This is a genomic window from Thioclava nitratireducens (assembly GCF_001940525.2).
Lineage (GTDB): Bacteria > Pseudomonadota > Alphaproteobacteria > Rhodobacterales > Rhodobacteraceae > Thioclava > Thioclava nitratireducens.
In genome coordinates, this window is the sequence record NZ_CP019437.1 from 3,218,400 (window position 1) to 3,235,805 (window position 17,406).

Consider the following 17,406-nt stretch of genomic DNA (forward strand, 5'->3'; position numbering starts at 1 on the left):
ATGACAAAGAAGTAACCATGCGCATCGCCGTCATCGAAGATAACGAGGCTCTGTCCCGCGCCATCGCCTTCCGCCTGCGGGATCGCGGCCATGCCGTGGACCTTCTGCATGACGGGCTCGAGGCCGACCGTTTCCTCGCGCAGGAAGGCGCGGATCTGATCGTTCTGGATCTGAATTTACCGGGGATGGACGGGATCGAGGTGTTGCGGGCGCTGCGCAGGCGCGGCGACGGGGCGCCGGTGATCCTGCTGACCGCGCGCTCTGAAACGGCCGAGCGGGTTGCCGGGCTGGATGCAGGGGCGGATGACTACCTCACCAAACCCTTCGAGATGGATGAACTGGAAGCCCGGTTGCGGGCGATGGCACGACGCAAGAACCTCGAATTCATGGAGCGCGACACGTTCGGTCCGCTCGTCTTCGACCGCACCAGCCGTCAGTTGATGCATGACGAAACTCCGCTCGAAATTCCGCGCAAGGAGATCGCCACGCTGGAATGTCTCCTCGAACGGCGCGGACGGATCGTCTCCAAATCGGCATTGATCACGCATGTCTACGGCACCGGCTCGGATGCCGAGGAAAGCGCGATCGAACCGCATGTCTCGCGACTGCGCAAACGACTTGAGCCATACGGAATCAAGATCAAGACGGCTCGAGGCCTGGGCTACATGCTCGAGGTGGAAGCTTCATGATCTCGCAGCCCAAGGCCATGTCCTTGCGGATGAGGCTGTTCCTCGTCATCCTCCCGCCGCTCTTGCTGGTCTCGATCCTGTTAGGGTGGTGGCGCTTCTCTGTGGGACAACGAACCTCGGAAGAGCTCTTTGATCGTAGTCTCCTCGCCGCGGCACTGGCAATTTCGCGCGATGTCGCGATCTCTGAGGGCGATGCGCTTTCGCCGAGCACCCGGGATATCATTTCGGACGCAGGCGGCGGCGAAGTCTTTTACCACGTGACCGGACCGGGCGGGATATACGTGACCGGCTACGCCTATCCGCCGCGCCCCGAAACCGACGTGCCGCAGGAGAAGCCCTATTACTATATGGCGGAATATCGCGGCGAACTGGTGCGCGTCATGCGGATGCATGAACGTCGAACGATTGGCAACATGACCGGAGAAACCGTCGTCACGGTCTGGCAACGCGCGAGCGATCGCCGTGCCTTCGCTCGCCAGTTGGCCCAACGGGCGGCAGCCGTCATCGTCGTTCTGATGGTCGCGCTGAGTCTGCTGATCTGGTTCGGTGTCCAGATCGGTCTCCGGCCTCTCAACGATCTTCAGGCCGCGATCGAGAAACGCTCGCCCGATGATCTCGCCCGCATCAAACGCCCAGTGCCTAAAGAAGTCATGGGAATCGTTACGACTCTCAACAGGCTGCTGCTGCAGATGCGTCGAAGTATAGAAACCCATCAAGCCTTCATTTCCGATGCGGCCCATCAGCTTCGCAATCCTGCTTCCGCCCTCCTCGCACTGGCCGAGACTCTGCCGGGCGTGCGCGATCCAGCCGAACGCGAGGCGCGCCAGCAGGATCTAATCGAGGCGGCGCGCAACTCCGCCCGACTGGCGGACCAACTCCTCTCCCTCGAGCGGCTTCGCTACGAAGGCGGGGACACCATTGAGGCGTTCGACCTGAATACGGTCGTGGAAGAGGCCTGCCGCAGCTTTGGCTCCGCGGCGCTTTCGCGTGACATCGAATTCGAACTCGAAACGTCCCCCGTGCCCCTTCCCGTGAGCGGCGACCCTGTTCTGATCGGTGAGGCGGTGCGGAACTTGCTGGAGAACGCCCTTCACCACGGCGGCCCGACAATGACCCGTATCGCGGTGAGAACGGAACAATCCGGGGGGAAGCCATAATCACAGTGCAAGACGACGGAGTCGGCATCCCGCTCGATCAAGAAGAGACCGCATTTAGGCGCTTCTCCCAGCTTAGGAACGGGCAAGGCACCGGTCTTGGTCTCGCGATCGTCGAACAGATTTTGCACCGCCACAAAGGGGAGGTGAGACTAGCCCCCTGCGACCGCGGAACTCGTGTTCGACTGACGCTTCCGCTTGCCGCGTGTCTCCCGGGCGACTGTTGAAGCGACCTCCGCAGAGGGGCTGCGAGTGTTAGGATGAGTGTCCGTTTGACGTCCGAAGCGGATGCTAACTCGCTGGAAACGCAAGGACCGCTTTGGGCCGAAGTGGCCACCCAGCTCTGCGGTGCCCGTCAAGCACGCCGAGCTGCTGAAGCTACGTGGCCGTATTTTCGCGCCTGTGCAGTTGCTTCACCTTCCACAGATACCCTGCGCGTCCGAGAGAGAACGTTTGACGGCTGCCACTTTATCTTGGGAAGGCTGCACATCATTACCCTTGCTCGTCGGTAAAGAAGGGATCGTCGGCGTTCTTCAGGCTGCACACGTTGCCGTCCGGATCGATGAACGCGCCGGTCGTGCCCCAGTCGTGCATTTTGACTTCGACTGGCACGCCTTGAGCCTCCAGCAGGCTGGCTGCAGCCTTCACGTCTGAGACGTTGAAGCGCAACGCAACCGGGTTCTGAGAAATGTCTTTCCGCGTGACTTCGGCGCGTCCGCCGGTCTCGATCATCAAATATCCGTCGCCGAAGCGAAGGCAGGTCAGCCCTGGCTTTTCATACCAAAGCGGCAGACCGAGCTTGGTTTGATAAAACTCTACGCAGGCCTCGTAGCGTTCGGTGAAGAGGATGAGGCCATGACATTCGATCATGTCTGTCAACTTGTTCGCGGGCGCGGTTTCGCTGTCGATTTCGATGGGCATTTCTGATCTCCTGTCAGTGCAATTCGTTATATCGCCTCGCGTCCGGCGGCGCGGGTGGTAGGCCAACGTCGCGCCGGATATTCGAGCAAAGGGTAGTCGTAGCGATCGATTTGGATCTCTGCCGTGACCGCAGCAACGCCCATAACAGCGCGCAAACGACAGACGTCGCTCTATGGCGGCGGAGCAAGCAATGAAGTTCATCGCGCAGCTGCAAAGCTTGCGGGTGCGCCTCTGGCGTCATGATGCGCTCCCAACGTTCAGCCGGTCTCGACTGCTTCCCACCTGTCCCGGCATGTGGAAAGCCTGCGACTTTTGAGCCGAAGGATAAGCGTGAATCTGTCGCATTGGTTTTCTCCGTTGACTGTCGGACGAGCGGCGTTCTAAAAGTTCAAGCTAACTTGAGGTCAATGCTGAAATTTGAGAAACGACCGGACCATGGAAACGACGCTGACCATCAATCAAATTTCACGCCGCAGCGGCATCGCCTCCTCGGCGCTGCGCTATTACGAGGAGCGCGGGCTCATTTCGTCCGAGCGGGCTGGCTCCGGGCACAGACGCTTCCCACGCCACGTTCTGCGGCGCCTCGCCTTTATCACTTTCGCTCAGACCCTCGGCATGACGCTTGAAGAGATAAAAACCGAACTCGACAAGCTGCCGACAGACCATGTTCCGACCGGGGAAGACTGGGCGGCGCTGTCAGAGAAGTGGACGCACCGGGTCGACGAGCAGATTGCCCAACTTCAGCGCCTGCGAAAGACTCTGACCGCTTGCATCGGCTGCGGCTGCCTCTCCTTGAAATCCTGCGAGATGTTCAATCCCAAGGATGAGCTGCGTCAGCGTGGAACGGGCCCACGAAAGTGGATCGAGGATATCTGAGAGCGTGGCAAAGGCACGGCCGAAAATTAGTGCGATCATCTAAAAGATTTGGGTGAATTCGAAATAGACGTCAGTTTTCACAGCGGGCTCCCGTTTGACGCTGAACGATCTCACTGATCGTCGATATGCCGATCATCGGCATTAGGGTGTGCGTGAGATGTTGACGCTCGCGTTGCTCCTTGTGAGGCTTTGCGCCGGAAGTCAGGGCGTGTCGGGGGGCTAGGAATGGATAACGAGGTGCACGGAAAGTGCCAGTGTGGAGCCGTAAGGTTTCGTATATCGGGAGAGTTCGAGAGCTTCTTCCTGTGCCATTGCGGACGCTGCCGCAAAGATAGCGGCACGGCCCATTCCGCGAACCTGTTTTCATCGACTGCTGAGATCACCTGGATGTCCGGGGCGGAAAACATCAGGGTGTTTCGCGTTCCCGGGACACAGCATGTGAAGAGCTTCTGTGCAGACTGCGGGTCGGCGCTGCCGTTCTCTCAAGCGCATGATGGCTCGCTCGTCGTTCCAGCGGGCTCACTCGATAGCCCGCTCGAAATACGACCCACCGCGCATATTTGCGTTTCCAGTCGCGCGAACTGGGACAATGACCTGGCCTCGATCGAAAGGCACGACGGGCTTCCCGGTCGATCCGAGTAGGTTGGGGCCCGTCACGCACTGCATCCAGAGAAGGAAAAGCGCCTCTCACAGCGTCCTTATATTCGTGCCGTTCTTGCCCCCGCCTGAGCGACCGCAGCTGTGATTTCGGCCGCCTTACTCGGGGAAGAGATCGATTGTCGGCGAACCGAAGAAAACGCTGATCGCGAAGAGCATACTGGTTTCCAAGGCGAAGGTGGGCACCCGCGTCTGCCCGACCACGGAATGGAACATGTTCGACACGGGCGTGCTGCGCTGACACACGATGCAGCGGCGCCCGGTTTCCTTTCTGGCCGCCTTGTCGGCGCATTGCGATGCGTTGGAGGTTGCCGCGAGCCGCAGTGAGTTCGCGCTCGCGGTTCTCGATCTCCATCGCCAGATCCTGCATCTGTCCGGTAACCGTTTTCTCGAGTCGCTCTGCGATCCCCTGCAGACCGCGCTCTATTCGCTCTTGGCGAGCGAGACCGAGGACCAGAAGCGCTGACCGTCCAAAATGGCCGAGGTCGTCGCCCTTCATAGCGCAATCGTCAGGGCCGTCGAGAACCGCGAGCCGGAGGCCGCAAAGAAAGCGATGGAAGCCGTCCTGGAGCGCTCCAGCGATGAATGTCTACGCTCCCGCGGGATGGGCTGAGCCCAGCTCCGCCCCGAGAAAATTGGACCGTTTGAAACTGGAATTTTCCGCTACGCTTCCTTGGCTGTAAGAGAAGTGCAATCGCAAGAAGGCGAGCAAAGCACGGCGCGACAGGCAACAAGGCCCCGATCACGCTGACGAAATCGGGGTGGCGTCACCAGCCCGCCACCCTGATCAAAGCCGGCGACATCCTCCTCTACCGCTGCGCGCGTCGCGTGGGTACAGAGCCAGCTCGGCATGCAACAGCTCCAAAAGAACGTGCCGTCGCCGATCTCAGCGCTGACCAAGCTCTGTAACGTCATGGCATCAGGCGTGACCTCTTTCGCGTCCGAAGGTGCCCTTACCCAAGGGTGAGCCCCTTGCGCAGTGCGATCAGGTCAATGTCACGGGAGACGAAAACGGCGCCGGCCTCGAGCGCACGCTGATAGACCTCGTCGTCGGTGGTCAGGATGCCCGGCGGCAGGCCCGCGGCGCGGATGCGCGTGATCGCATCTAGCACCGCCGCAGTAGTCTCGGGGTGCGAAGGCTCGCCCGGGTGCCCAAGCGAGGCGGCCAGATCCGCAGGTCCGACGAAGATTCCGTCAACCCCGGGCACGGCCGCGATCTCTTCGAGATTGGAGAGGCCCTCGACGCTCTCGATCTGTACGACAAGACAGATCTCTTCACGTGCGACCTTGTGATAGCCCGGGACCGTCGCGAAGCGCGTGGCGCGGTTCATGCCGGAGACCCCACGCATGCCCCGCGGCGGATATTCGACCGCCGCCACCGCAGCGCGCGCCATCTCTGCGTCGTGCACCATCGGCACGAGGATCGTCTGCGCGCCGAGGTCGAGGATTTTCTTGATCTCCGCCGCGTCGAGAGAGCCGGGCCGCACGATCGGCGAGAGAGGATACGGGGCCACCGCCTGCAGCAGCGGCAAAACACTGCGCGCGTCGAGCGCCGAATGCTCGGTGTCGAACATCATCCAGTCGTAACCGCAGCCGGCGATCAGCTCGGTGGCGAGCGGATCGCTCATCGTGCACCAACAGCCCCGCTGGACCTCGAAGGCTTTCAGCGCGGCTTTGAACGAATTCCTTGGCAGATCGACCATCGTGACTTTCTCTCTGTTGACCTCGGCACGCGCGGGAGGGATGCCCGGGGCCGTCTTGAAAAGTTTGGTTCGGAGCTTATTCGAAACAGACGCGGGTCGCACTTCGCAAACAGCGATCCGCCGGATTTGGATGACGTGCCGTCTCAGTCGAAGGCAATAGCGACGTTCCCGAAGGTGCCGAAATCGGCCTCGATCCGGGTCCCGGGCGGGCACTCGATCGGCGCGATGAACGAGCCCGACAGGATCACCTGCCCCGCCTCGATCCGCTGGCCGTATTGGCCCATTCGCCGCGCGAGCCAGACCAGACCCTGCACCGGATCGTCCAGCACCGCCGCGCCTAGCCCGGTCGTTTCGACCTCGCCATCCTTGCGCAGGATCGCACCGGTCCAGCGCAGATCGACCTTGGCCGGATCGTGGCGCGCCTCGCCTAGCACGATCCCCGCATTCGCCGCGTTGTCCGACACGGTATCGACAATCACACGCGCCTGCCCGGTCGCGGGATCGGCGCGCAGAATGCGGGTGTCGAGGATCTCCAGCGACGGGGCCACGTAATCGGTCGCCGCCAGCACCGCAGCGCGATCCGCCGTGGCATCGAGCGGCGCTTTCATCACGAAGGCGATCTCGGCCTCGATCCGCGGCTGGATGAAACGGCCCGCGGGCACGTTTGCGCCATTGGCGAACAGCATATCGTCATATAGCACGCCCGAATCCGGCGTCTCGATCTTCAGCGCGGCTTGCATCACCTTTGAGGTCAAACCGATCTTCCAGCCAAGGATCGACCGCCCCGCCGCAAGCTTGCGCGCCATCTGCGCCGACTGGATCGCATAGGCGTCGTCAAGCGTCATCTCCGGATGGCGCAGGCTCAGCAGCCCGATCTGTCTGCGCGCCTCTTCGGCGGCCAGCAACTCGTCGGCGGCCTGCGCGATCTGATCGGGGCTCAGCATGTTGGCTCATCCGCGACGGAGTTGCGCAACAAGCCGATGCCTTCGGCCTCGACCTCGATCACGTCGCCCGGTTGCAGCCAGATCGGCGGATCGAACCGCGCTCCCGCCCCGGTCGGCGTGCCACACACGATCACGTCGCCTGGCGCCAGCGTCGTGAAGGTGGACACGTAATTCACGATATAGCGGAAATCGAAGATCATCCGGCCTGTGCGGTCTTTTTGCCTGATCTCGCCATTGACGCGGGTGGTTAGCTCGATGTCGTCCAGTTGCGCGGCCTCGCGGAACGGCACCAGCCACGGGCCCATCGCGCCGGAGCGGTCCCAGTTCTTGCCCTGGGTCACGTTGAATTTCGCATGGCGCACCCAGTCGCGGATCGTGCCCTCGTTGCACAGGGTCAGCGCGGCGATGTGATCGTAGGCGTCTTCCTTCGCGATCCGGCGACCCGCCTTGCCGATCACGATCGCCACCTCGCCCTCGTAATCGAGTTGCGAGCTTTCCGGCGGACGGATCAGCGGCTGGCCATGCCCGGTGAAGCTGCGCGGGAAGCGGATGAACATCGAGGGATAAGGCGGCGCGGCCTGCCCGTCCTTGTATTCCGCGTTGCGGTCGGGAAAGTTCACCCCGATGCAGATCAGCTTTTCAGGCGCGGCCATCGGGATCAGGAACTCGACCTCGTCGGCGCGGTAATCAGGCGCGCGGCCCTCCGCCGCCGCGATCACCTCTTCCAGCGCGCCGGCCTCGACGACCTGCTGCAGGGTCGCGAACCGCGCGCCGAACTCCGGCGTCAGATCGACGATGCCGCCATCCTGCACCACGCCGTAGCGATCCGTGCCAACGGTGCGAAACGCCGCGATGCGCGGCAGTGTCAGCGTCATGACATTCCCTCCTGTGAAAGTCCCAGGCCATCGAGAATGGCGCTGTAGGCGATGTCGATATCGGCTTCGCGCATCGCGAAGGACCCGGCCTGGAAGCGGATCGCAAGCTGGCTGCCGACCCGCGTTTGGGTAAGGTAGATGCGCCCGTCATCGTTGATCGCGCTCAGATGCGAGATCGTATCGTCGTCCGATGCGCCCGCGCGGCGAAACGAGAACAGCGACAGCACCGGGGCGGTCACGATCTCAACGCCCGGGGTTGCAGCCAGCCGGTCATGCAGCATCCCCGCCCAGCGAACGTGATCGCGGATCATCGCGCGCAGCCCCTCAAGCCCGTGAAAGCGCAGCAGGAACCACAGCTTGAGCGCGCGGAAACGGCGCCCCAGGGGGACGGACCATTCGGAATAGTTGACGACCCCATCGCGACCATGGGTCTTGAGATACTCGGGCTGGATCGCCAGCGTGCGCACCAGCATCTCGGGGTCGCGAATGAAATGGGCCGAGCAGTCGAAAGACGCGCCCAACCATTTATGCGGATTGAAGACGACGGAATCCGCACCCTCGATCCCGGCCCAAAGCGTGCGGAACTCGGGACAGATCATTGCGGAACCCGCCCAGGCCGCATCGACATGGATCAACAGATCATGGGCATGCGCGACCGCAACCAGCTCGCCAATATCGTCGCAGGCCCCGGTGCTGGTCGCCCCGACGCAGCCGATTACCCCGGCGGGCTGATACCCGGCCGCCAGATCAGCGCGGATCGCCGCCTCCAGCGCTTCGGGCGGGAGCGCGCCACTACGCAGATCGGCGGGCAGTTTCACAAGGTTGTCCTGCCCGATCCCCGCGATCCAGATCGCCCGATCGATGGAGGAATGCACCTGATCCGAGCAATAGATCCGCAGGCGTAGCGCTTGACTGAGCCCCGCGCGATTTCCCTGCCAGCCCAACGTACGCTCGCGCATCATCAAGACCGCCGCCAGCGTCGCGGACGAGGCGCTGTCCTGAATGACGCCCGAGAACGCCTCGGGCAGCCCCAGCGCGTCGCGCAGCCATTCCATCATCCGGGTTTCCAGCTCGGTCGCGGCCGGAGAGGTCTGCCACAGCATGCATTGCGCGGCCATAGCGGTGACCAGATATTCCGCCATCACCGAGACAGGGGCGGCATTGCTGGGAAAGTAAGCGAAGAAGCGCGGATGCTGCCAATGGGTCATGCCCGGCTCGATCAGGCTCTCGAACTCGTCAAAGATCCGCTCCATTTCGCAGCCGTTCTCGGGCGGCCTGGGCGGGATCGCGCGGTAGATCTCGCCGGGCGTCGTGCGCGCGCGCACCGGGCGGGCATCGAGTGTTTCGCGATATTTAACGCCCCATTCCGCCGCGCGCCGCGACCATGTCTCGAAATCCTGAGCATCCATCCTGTCTCTCCTGCAAGGGTCTCGTGTACGGGGCCCGCTCACGGCGCGATGATCGGAGTGGCCTTCATGTCGCTGGCGACCGGCTCGACATCCTGAAACCGCGAGCCATGCTCGAACCACGAGCGCGGAGCGGGCGCCCCCCACAGCGTCTGACGCTGCGGGTCCTTCAGATCCCAGCGGATCGCCTCGAGATCGGGATCGACGGTCTGATAATCCGAGCAGTAGATCTCGATCCGGTGACCATCGGGATCGAGGATATACAGGAAGAACGCGTTCGAAATGCCGTGGCGGCCCGGTCCGCGCTCGATATTGGCGACATAGCCGGTGGTCGACATCAGGTCGAGCAGATCGATGATGTTGAGCGGCGTCGGCACCCAGAACGCGGTGTGATGCAAACGCGGGCCAAGCCCATTCGTGAAGGCGATGTCATGCACCCCGCCCTTGCGATGGGTCCATGCCGCCCAAAGCCGCCCGCTCTCTTCGTCCTCGGTATATTCGGTGACGCGGAAACCGATGCGATTGTAAAACTCGACCGCCTTGTCGACATCGCTGGCAAAGCAGTTGAAATGGTCGATCCGGAGCGGTTTGACGCCGTGATAGAGCGCGTATTTCTGGTGGATCGGCTCCAGCCGGTCCATCCGGAAATAGAACTCGATCGGCATGCCGAAACAGTCATGGGTGCGCAGGGTGCGGCCTTGATAAGGGCGCTCGACCCATTCGACCGAATGACCCTCGGCCTCGAACCAGTCATGCGCCTTGTCCAGCTCGCCCTCGTCGAACAGCTTGAATGCGAGCGAGCGCACATTGGCCTCGGGAGTCTTGACCAGCACGACCGAGTGATGCCCGCGCTCTTCCATCGCACGCAGGAAGATATGACGATCGTCCTCGTCGGTCACCTGAAGCCCAAGCGTATCGACATAGAAGGCGCGGCTGGCGGCCAGATCGGTCACGCCGAAGACGACATGGCTGAGACGGATGATGTTGAACGGTGGATACAGGTTCGGGGCCGGAATGGGCATGTCTCGCTCCCTTGAGGAAAGATCGGGGCGGCCTCCTCCGACCGCCCTCTGTCGTTAGCCGAGGCGTGGCACGCGATGTGCCTGACGCGGGAAGGAAACGTTGACCGTCTCCATGTAGAAATCGAAGGACCAGTCGCCGCCATCGCGGCCGATACCGCTAGCCTTCACACCGCCGAACGGGCTGGGCAGATGGCGCACGTTCTCCGAGTTCACCCAAATCATGCCCGCTTCCAGCGCGTCGGTCATCCGCATGGCGCGATCCAGATCGGCAGTCCACAGATAGGCGGCCAACCCGTAATCGACGTCATTGGCCAAGGCGAGCGCCTCATCCTCGTCGGCGAAGGGGATCGCGGTCAGCACCGGGCCGAAGATTTCCTCCTGCGCGATGGTCATGTCGTTGCGGGCTTGCGTGAACAGCGTGGGCGCGACGTAGCAGCCCTGATCTCCAACTTTCTTGCCGCCGGTCGCGATCGTCGCGCCTTCCTTGCGCGCGGTCTCGAAATAGGACAGCACCTTGGCCTCATGCTCGGGATGGATCAGCGGGCCGACCACCGTTTCAGGGTCGAGCGGATGGCCGACCTTGATATTCGCCGCCACCTTGGCGACGCGCGTGCAGACCTCGTCGTAGATGTTCTCCTGCACCAGAAGCCGAGAGGACGAGGTGCAGCGTTCGCCGTTGAGAGAGTAGATCATAAAGCTCGCGGCATCGACGGCGCGGTCGATGTCAGCATCGTCGAACACGATCACGGGGTTCTTCCCGCCGAGCTCGAAATGCACGCGCTTCAGCGTCGCCGCGCCCTGCGCCATGATCATCGAACCGGTGCGGCTTTCGCCCACAAAGGCAATCGCCTTGATGTCGGGATGTTCGGTCAGCCGCTTGCCCGCATCCTCGCCGTAGCCGTTAACGAGGTTCAGAACCCCTCTCGGCAGCCCGGCCTCCTCGGCGATCTCGACCAGCAGCTTGGCGGTCATCGGCGAAAATTCGGCAGGCTTGTGCACCACCGTGCAGCCAGCTGCCAGCGCGGGGGCGATCTTCCAGGTGGATAGCATGAAGGGCGTGTTCCACGGGGTGATGACGCCCACGGGGCCGATCGGGCGGCGCGAGGTCACGTTCATCTGCGTCGCGTTGCGCAGAGCCTGACCATCCTCGGCCGCCGGTGCTTTGTCCGCAAAGAACCGGAAATTGGCCGCACCACGCAGTGCCGCTTTCGACATGAAGCGCAGCGCCTGTCCGGTGTCGAGGCATTCGGTAAAGGCGATGCGCTCGGCATTCGCCTCGATCGCCTCGGCGACTTTGATCAGGAGCTTGCGGCGGTCGGTCCCGGGCATCTTGCTCCAGGTCTTGAACGCCTCTTTCGCAGCGGCGACCGCGCGGTCAATATCCTCGACCCCGCCTTTCGCGACCTTTGCCAGCGGCTTCAGATCGACGGGCGACAGCGTGTCGAACGTGGCACCAGATGCGGCCGCGACGCTTTCGCCTCCGATGTGATTGCGCACGCCGGTTTGCGCGAAATGCGCGATATAGCCTTCGGCACGGCGCAGGTTTTCCGTCAGATCGGTCATCACTTACCCTTGGCTTGGCCCGACAGGCGGGCGTGGATCGGTGTCTGCTTCCAGCTCAGCTCCGGATCGATCACCCGGATTTCGAGCGAGAGCGCGAAATGTTCGGTGGCCAGCGGACCGGCAAGCGCGGTCTGGGCGGCGGCAAAAATCGCATCGCCCCCCGCGCGCAAGGTCGCCGTGTCCCGCCCTGCCCCCACCGAAAGCGTCAGCGCGGCGAAGTCATTCTCCGGCAATCCGTCGGCCACGACCGCATGATCGGCGCGGAAGGCGCGCACTCGGATTCCGGCCACCGGGAACAGACCACATTCGACCATCGCGGCATGCAGCGCATGGCAGACCGCCGACATATCGACGCGCTCCGCCAGCCCTGCGGAATATTCGATCTTGAGATGCGGCACGATTCTCCTCCCGTGCTTTTCATTAACATGTTAAGCTTATCCAGACTTGTCAACTGCTCCAAACCCACCGATTTTGCGCGCCACCTGACAGGAACGAGGTTTCGATGCCCCAAGACAGCGCCCCCCGACAGCGGCCCGACGGGTTCGAGTTGAACGCCCCGCGTCGCTCCTTGCCGATCGCCCTGCTGCGGGCGCGGGAATTGGTGATGGAGCGGTTCCGCCCGATGCTCAACGCGCATGACGTGACTGAGCAGCAATGGCGCGTGTTGCGGGTGCTGCGCGAGAGCGGACCGCTCGACGCCACGATGCTGGCCGAACGTGCCTGCGTGCTGGCCCCTTCGCTGACCCGGATGCTGCGCGCGCTCGAGACTCGTGGATTGATCGAAATCCGCCGCGACGGCGAAGACCGAAGACGGGCCCGCGTCGGCCTGAGCGAGGCCGGCACCGCCTTCCTTCGTGACGTCTCGCCGCAAAGCGCCGAGATCTATGCCAAGCTCGAGGCCGAAATCGGCGCAGAGCGGATCACCCGGCTTCTCGATGAGCTTGAAGCTTTCGTCGCCGCGCTGGAACATGACGAGCGCGCGTGAAACAGCCCGGATTGGCGCGCGCTTCGCGATCCCGCCCTCCAGTGCCGCGGCGCATCCCGAGGAAACCCCGCGTCAAGCGGTGAATGCGATGAATTGAAATCGCCCGGCCCAAAGCAGCCGACCGGGCGTTCTGCGATCAGACCGCCGCGAGACCCGCATCGAGGGCGTTGAGGATCGTCGCAATATTGCCTTCGGTCACGATCAACGAGGGCGACAGGATCACGTTGTTGCCCGACACCCGAACCATTGCGCCCGTTTCGTAGGCACCGCGGTGGACCTTGGCGATGCTGGCCTTGTCGATCGGCGCCTTGGTCGCGCGGTCCGAAACCAGCTCCAGCGCGCACATCAAGCCACGCCCGCCCCGCACATCGCCCACGATGTCGTGTTTCTCCTGAAGCGCCAAGAGCCCTTCGTGAAGCTGCGTTCCACGGGCTGCCGCGTTGTCCTTGACGTTGAGCGCCTGCGTTTCCTTCAGGCAGGCGATAGCCGCCGCCGCGCCGACCGGATGGCCCGAATAGGTGTAGCCCGACCCGATCGCCGCCTTGCCGCTGGTGTCGGATTCGAAGACTTCCGCGACGCGGCCCGAGATCATCACGGCGCCGAAGGGGAAATAGCCGTTGGTGATCGCCTTGGCGGTGGTCATCATGTCCGGCTGAACGCCCCAGAGCCGCGAACCCGACCATGCGCCAGTGCGACCGAAGGCGGTGATGACCTCGTCGGCGATCAGTAGAATGCCGTATTTGTCACAGATCGCGCGCACGCCGGGCATGAAGCTTTCGTGGGGAACGATCACACCGCCTGCGCCCAGGATCGGCTCCATGATCATCGCGGCGATCGTCTCCGCGCCCTGGAACTTGATCTCGTCTTCCAGCGCGGCGAGGCAAAGCTGGGCCAGCTTCTCGGGATCTGTCTCGTTGAAGGGGTTGCGATAAGTATAGGGTGCCGGGATGTGGTAGCAGCCCGGCATCAGCGGTTCGTACTGGGTTCGGAAATTGGCGTTGCCGTTGACGCTCGCGCCCAACGTATGGGTGCCGTGATAGCCCTTCTTGAGCGAGAGGTATTTCACCCGCCCCGCCTCGCCGCGCACCTTGTGATATTGCCGCGCCAGACGCAGCGCGATCTCGACCGAATCCGAACCGCCCGAAGTGTAGAAGGCGCGCTCCAGCCCGTCGGGGGCAAAGAATTCGGCGAGCATCTCCCCCAGTTCGATCACCGCGTCATTCGTGGTGCCGCGAAAGATCGAGTAATAGGGCAGACGGTCGAGCTGCGCGGCAATGGCGTCCTTCACCGGCTGGCACGAGAACCCGAGATTGACGTTCCACAGCCCGCCCACGCCGTCGACCGCCTTGTGGCCATCGACATCGGTGATCGTCACACCGTCGCCGGCGACGATGATCTCGGGCAGGTTCTTCTGGCTATCCGCAGGGTGCGCCATCGGGTGCCAGATCGAACGGGCGTTACGCTCTTTCAGGAAATTCTCGTCTTTCATGTCGGTCCTCATCATAGGCCCAACAGGCGCAGCGCGGTGGCGTAGCCCTGGGCGGGAGATTGCACGTCGAAGTGAACGGGGATCATGCCGACAGCCTCGGCGCCGCGAATGTTGCGCAGCTGGTCATCGACGAAAACGCAGGCTTCGGCCGGAAGGCCGAGCGCGTCGAGCACACCTTGATAGGCGCGCGGATCGGGTTTCAGAATCTTGGTGTAAGTCGCGTCGATCACAGCATCGAACCGGCGCAGGAAGGGCAGCTTCTTGCGGAAGTCGGCGCCGTAGAACAGGTCGAGCTCGTTGGACAGGATAGCGAGGCGGCACCCTGCAGCCTCGGCCTTGTCGATCGCCGCGAGGAATTCCGGGCGGATCACGTCGGCAGGGCTCGCCCCGCGCGCCGCGCGCACGAAGTCGGACATGTCGCTCCAGTCGCATCCGACCAGAGCCGCCACCTCCTGCGTGCGCTGGCGCCAATAGTCGCGCTCCGAGATTTCATCTGCCTGCATCGCGCGCCAGAGCGGGTCGGTCTGAGGCTCGAACGGACCGCGCCAATTCAAGCTTCCCGAAGCGAGCCCCAACGCAGCCTCGGTCAGATCATGCGTTTCGAAAAGCGTGCGTGAGATCACGCCACCGAAGTCGAGCACGAGCGCGCGCTCAGCCATGCGATACCTCGCGTTGTTGATAATCCGCAGGAAGCGAACCGCCCATGAGTTCGGACAGGCGGGGCACCCATTTTCGCAGCGCCTCCACCATGGCTGCGCGTTTGTCGCCCACCGCGCGCGACGAAGGGACCGCGATCGAAACCGCGCCTATCACCGCGCCACCGAGCCCGAAAATCGGCCCCGCGAGGGAGGAAACCTCGTCGTCGAAGCCCTTCTCCACCCAGACGCTGCCATTGGCACGGCATTCCGCCAGCTTTTCGCGCAGACTATCGGGATCGACGACGGTCTGGGCGGTGAAGCTCTCGAGCGGCGCATCCAGAACCCGCGCCCGTAGATCGTCTCCGCCGAAGCAGAGCATCACCAAACCAGAGGCGGTCGCGTGCAGGGGCAGAAGCTGCGACTCGTCGAACGCGACCTGCGTCCCGTGCAGGCGCGGATCGTGATGCACGACCGGCGACAGCTGCTGGCCTTGCAACAGAGAGACATGGACCAGCTCGCCGACCTCCTGCGCCATCTCTTCGATGAAAGGACGCAATACCGACCGCAGCGGCATATTCGCTTCGCGCACGCCATAGAGACGCAGAATCGCGGGGCCCAGCCGATAGCGACGCGTCTCCGGGTTCTGTTCCAGAAAGCCGCATTCGGCCAGTTCGACGAGATGGCGGTGCACGGTGGCCTTATCGCGCTGCGTGAGGCGAACATACTCGCCGAGCCCGATCTCGGGACGCTGAGTGGAAATATAATCCAGCAATTCCAATGCCTTTTTGATCGTTCCCATCGAGCCCTTTGGCAGCCTCCCGTAAAATTTCCGTTCGTTGCAACTGAAACGTTGACAGAAAAGAAAACCCGATGCAAGAATATTTGCTACCAACGGTTCAAATAATAAACCACTCAACAGGAGAGCTTCATGACGTCGACCTTCAAGCTGCTGGCAGGGGCGCTCGCCCTCGGCCTCCCGCTTGCCGCGGGCCTGCCCGCGCAGGCCGAGTATCCAGAGAAACCCGTCGAATTCGTCGTTCCGTTCCCGCCGGGCGATCTGGAAGACGTGCTGACCCGGATGATCGCGGACGAGTTCCAGAAGACCTATGGCGTTCCCGCTGCCGTGGTGAACAAGCCCGGCGGCGGTGGCGGTCCCTTCCCCGGAGCGGCCGAAGTCGCGCAGGCGCCCGCCGATGGCTACACGATCGGTTCTTTCGTGATCGACGTGCCGGTGGTCGGCCCTTCGGTCGGCATCCCCGCGCTCAGCCCCGATCCGTTCGAGCCGGTGGGCATCTTCCTGACCTACCCGTTCGTCATCGCGGCCTCCAAGGACGCGCCTTACGCGACGATCGATGAACTCGCGAGCTACGCCAAGGACCACGATGTCGCCCTGGGGCATTTCGGTTCCTTCCTGATCCCGACGCAGGTGACCTTCGCGCTCGCAAAGAAGAAGGGGTTCGATTTCGGCTCCGAGGCTGCGTTCGACGCGCTGGACTGCAACACGCTGGCTTCGGGCGATGCGGACGTGATCAACACGACGCTGCAACTGATCCTGCCCTGCCTCGACGATGTGAACGTGATGGCCTCGATCGGAGAGAAGCGCATTCCGCTGACGCCCGACACGCCGACCGTCGGCGAGCTGGAACCGGATCTCGACCTGGCGCTGTGGGATGGCCTCTTCGTCAAGAAAGGCACCCCCGAAGACGTGCGCCAGAAGATCGCCGCCGTCGCCGAAAAGGTCATGAGTTCGGACAAGGCCAAGGAACTGGCCGATCAGACCGGTGCGCTGGTCTACTGGCAGGATGCGGCGACCGCGCAGCAGCGCATCGCGCATGACAGTGAAACCCTCGGCACGATCGACGGTCTCATCAATGGCGAATGAGCCGTCCTCCTCGGGTCCCGCGCGCAAGGAACCACAGCGCGCGGGTGCCCGCTCGGTCCGGGCGATCCGCACCAAGAACCTGGAAGATCTGTTCAAACGCTATCGCCGTCCCGGAGACATGGCCTTCGCCGTGCTGTTCTTCGCACTCTCGATCGGATTGCTGATCGCCCTGCCCTGGCAGACCGAATGGGTCAAGCGCACCAAGACCTACGCACAGCCCGCATTCTGGCCGATGGTCTCGATCTTCGCGATGGTCGTGTTCAGCATGTTTCACCTGCTCGGCTCGTTCGTCTCGGAGCGCATTCCCGGGCGCTGGCGCGAAGTCGCGCAATGGCTGCGCTCGCTCGAATATGCCGTGTGGTTCATGGTCTATGTCGCGCTGGTGCCGCTCATCGGCTACCTGCTCGCCACGATCCTGTTCAGTTGCATGATGACGCTGCGCCTTGGCTATCGCGGCTGGCGCTGGATGCTGGTCTCCGTGCTGTTTTCCGTTGTCGTCGTGGTGCTTTTCAAAAGCTTCCTGCAAGTAAAAATTCCTGCCGGAATGATCTACGAGGCCGCGCCTGCGCCCTTCCGCGCAATTCTGATGACCTACTTCTAAG

The 17,406-nt window shown here is 62.9% G+C and carries 20 protein-coding genes; 9 read left to right on the forward strand and 11 right to left on the reverse strand.

The window, feature by feature from the left end:
* Positions 1–17 precede the first annotated feature (17 nt).
* The 3 genes from BMG03_RS15395 to BMG03_RS21055 are packed head-to-tail and all read left to right on the forward strand — an operon-like array spanning position 18 to position 2,070.
* Positions 18–689 carry a response regulator transcription factor gene (locus BMG03_RS15395; protein WP_075774265.1) on the forward strand — a complete coding sequence of 224 codons (672 nt, stop codon included), beginning with the start codon at positions 18–20 and terminating at the stop codon, positions 687–689.
* Complete coding sequence (locus BMG03_RS15400) at positions 686–1,846, forward strand: sensor histidine kinase (RefSeq protein WP_244270960.1); 1,161 nt, start codon at positions 686–688, stop codon at positions 1,844–1,846. Before BMG03_RS15395 ends, BMG03_RS15400 begins: the two co-directional genes overlap by 4 nt.
* Before the next feature lie 5 nt (positions 1,847–1,851).
* On the forward strand, positions 1,852–2,070 hold the full coding sequence (locus BMG03_RS21055) for a sensor histidine kinase (RefSeq protein WP_244270961.1): 219 nt from the start codon (positions 1,852–1,854) through the stop codon (positions 2,068–2,070).
* A gap of 265 nt (positions 2,071–2,335) precedes the next feature.
* Here BMG03_RS21055 and BMG03_RS15405 read toward each other — a convergent pair whose 3' ends face one another.
* Positions 2,336–2,764 (reverse strand): VOC family protein, encoded by a 429-nt coding sequence (locus BMG03_RS15405; RefSeq protein ID WP_240497832.1) that lies wholly within the window; start codon positions 2,762–2,764, stop codon positions 2,336–2,338.
* A gap of 435 nt (positions 2,765–3,199) precedes the next feature.
* Between BMG03_RS15405 and soxR the strand changes: the two genes are divergently transcribed.
* From soxR to BMG03_RS15420, 3 genes are all read left to right on the forward strand, one after another.
* Positions 3,200–3,640 (forward strand): redox-sensitive transcriptional activator SoxR, encoded by a 441-nt coding sequence (gene soxR / locus BMG03_RS15410; protein WP_075774263.1) that lies wholly within the window; start codon positions 3,200–3,202, stop codon positions 3,638–3,640.
* A gap of 225 nt (positions 3,641–3,865) precedes the next feature.
* Positions 3,866–4,282 carry a GFA family protein gene (locus BMG03_RS21340; RefSeq protein WP_075774262.1) on the forward strand — a complete coding sequence of 139 codons (417 nt, stop codon included), beginning with the start codon at positions 3,866–3,868 and terminating at the stop codon, positions 4,280–4,282.
* A 262-nt stretch (positions 4,283–4,544) separates the two neighbouring features.
* Positions 4,545–4,763, forward strand: a complete 219-nt coding sequence (locus BMG03_RS15420) for an FCD domain-containing protein (protein ID WP_075774261.1) — start codon at positions 4,545–4,547, stop codon at positions 4,761–4,763.
* 487 nt (positions 4,764–5,250) lie between these two features.
* Here the strand turns inward: BMG03_RS15420 and BMG03_RS15425 are convergent, their stop codons facing one another.
* From BMG03_RS15425 to BMG03_RS15455, 7 genes are all read right to left on the reverse strand, one after another.
* Positions 5,251–6,000: an HpcH/HpaI aldolase family protein gene (locus BMG03_RS15425; protein WP_075774260.1), complete on the reverse strand. Its 750-nt coding sequence runs from the start codon at positions 5,998–6,000 to the stop codon at positions 5,251–5,253.
* A 143-nt stretch (positions 6,001–6,143) separates the two neighbouring features.
* Entirely contained in the window at positions 6,144–6,944 is an 801-nt protein-coding gene (hpaH, locus tag BMG03_RS15430) for a 2-oxo-hept-4-ene-1,7-dioate hydratase (protein ID WP_075774259.1), read from the reverse strand.
* A complete protein-coding gene (locus BMG03_RS15435) occupies positions 6,938–7,819 on the reverse strand; it encodes a fumarylacetoacetate hydrolase family protein (protein ID WP_077701289.1) in 882 nt (293 codons plus the stop codon). Before BMG03_RS15435 ends, hpaH begins: the two co-directional genes overlap by 7 nt.
* Positions 7,816–9,228, reverse strand: coding sequence for a pyridoxal phosphate-dependent decarboxylase family protein (locus BMG03_RS15440; RefSeq protein ID WP_075774258.1), 1,413 nt, complete (start codon positions 9,226–9,228; stop codon positions 7,816–7,818). Before BMG03_RS15440 ends, BMG03_RS15435 begins: the two co-directional genes overlap by 4 nt.
* A gap of 38 nt (positions 9,229–9,266) precedes the next feature.
* Complete coding sequence (gene hpaD / locus BMG03_RS15445; protein ID WP_075774257.1) at positions 9,267–10,247, reverse strand: 3,4-dihydroxyphenylacetate 2,3-dioxygenase; 981 nt, start codon at positions 10,245–10,247, stop codon at positions 9,267–9,269.
* 54 nt (positions 10,248–10,301) lie between these two features.
* Entirely contained in the window at positions 10,302–11,810 is a 1,509-nt protein-coding gene (hpaE, locus tag BMG03_RS15450) for a 5-carboxymethyl-2-hydroxymuconate semialdehyde dehydrogenase (RefSeq protein ID WP_075774256.1), read from the reverse strand.
* The gene (locus BMG03_RS15455; RefSeq protein WP_075774255.1) at positions 11,810–12,208 is read right to left on the reverse strand and encodes a 5-carboxymethyl-2-hydroxymuconate Delta-isomerase; all 399 of its coding nucleotides are present in this window, start codon (positions 12,206–12,208) and stop codon (positions 11,810–11,812) included. Before BMG03_RS15455 ends, hpaE begins: the two co-directional genes overlap by 1 nt.
* A 104-nt stretch (positions 12,209–12,312) precedes the next feature.
* On the opposite strand from BMG03_RS15455, the gene hpaR reads away from it, so the two are divergent.
* Complete coding sequence (gene hpaR, locus BMG03_RS15460; RefSeq protein WP_075774254.1) at positions 12,313–12,795, forward strand: homoprotocatechuate degradation operon regulator HpaR; 483 nt, start codon at positions 12,313–12,315, stop codon at positions 12,793–12,795.
* A 136-nt stretch (positions 12,796–12,931) separates the two neighbouring features.
* On the opposite strand, the gene BMG03_RS15465 is transcribed toward hpaR, so the two are convergent.
* From BMG03_RS15465 to BMG03_RS15475, 3 genes are read right to left on the reverse strand one after another with little or no spacing between them, the layout of a single operon-like run.
* Positions 12,932–14,284 carry an aminotransferase class III-fold pyridoxal phosphate-dependent enzyme gene (locus BMG03_RS15465; RefSeq protein ID WP_075774253.1) on the reverse strand — a complete coding sequence of 451 codons (1,353 nt, stop codon included), beginning with the start codon at positions 14,282–14,284 and terminating at the stop codon, positions 12,932–12,934.
* Positions 14,285–14,295: 11 nt separating this feature from the next.
* Entirely contained in the window at positions 14,296–14,943 is a 648-nt protein-coding gene (locus BMG03_RS15470; RefSeq protein ID WP_075774252.1) for an HAD-IA family hydrolase, read from the reverse strand.
* Positions 14,936–15,838: an IclR family transcriptional regulator gene (locus BMG03_RS15475; RefSeq protein ID WP_233242983.1), complete on the reverse strand. Its 903-nt coding sequence runs from the start codon at positions 15,836–15,838 to the stop codon at positions 14,936–14,938. Before BMG03_RS15475 ends, BMG03_RS15470 begins: the two co-directional genes overlap by 8 nt.
* A gap of 12 nt (positions 15,839–15,850) precedes the next feature.
* Here BMG03_RS15475 and BMG03_RS15480 point away from each other — a divergent pair, with 12 nt between their 5' ends.
* Both BMG03_RS15480 and BMG03_RS15485 read left to right on the forward strand, forming a co-directional pair.
* The gene (locus BMG03_RS15480; protein WP_075774250.1) at positions 15,851–16,804 is read left to right on the forward strand and encodes a tripartite tricarboxylate transporter substrate binding protein; all 954 of its coding nucleotides are present in this window, start codon (positions 15,851–15,853) and stop codon (positions 16,802–16,804) included.
* Positions 16,794–17,405, forward strand: a complete 612-nt coding sequence (locus BMG03_RS15485) for a tripartite tricarboxylate transporter TctB family protein (RefSeq protein ID WP_077701290.1) — start codon at positions 16,794–16,796, stop codon at positions 17,403–17,405. Before BMG03_RS15480 ends, BMG03_RS15485 begins: the two co-directional genes overlap by 11 nt.
* Position 17,406 lies beyond the last annotated feature (1 nt).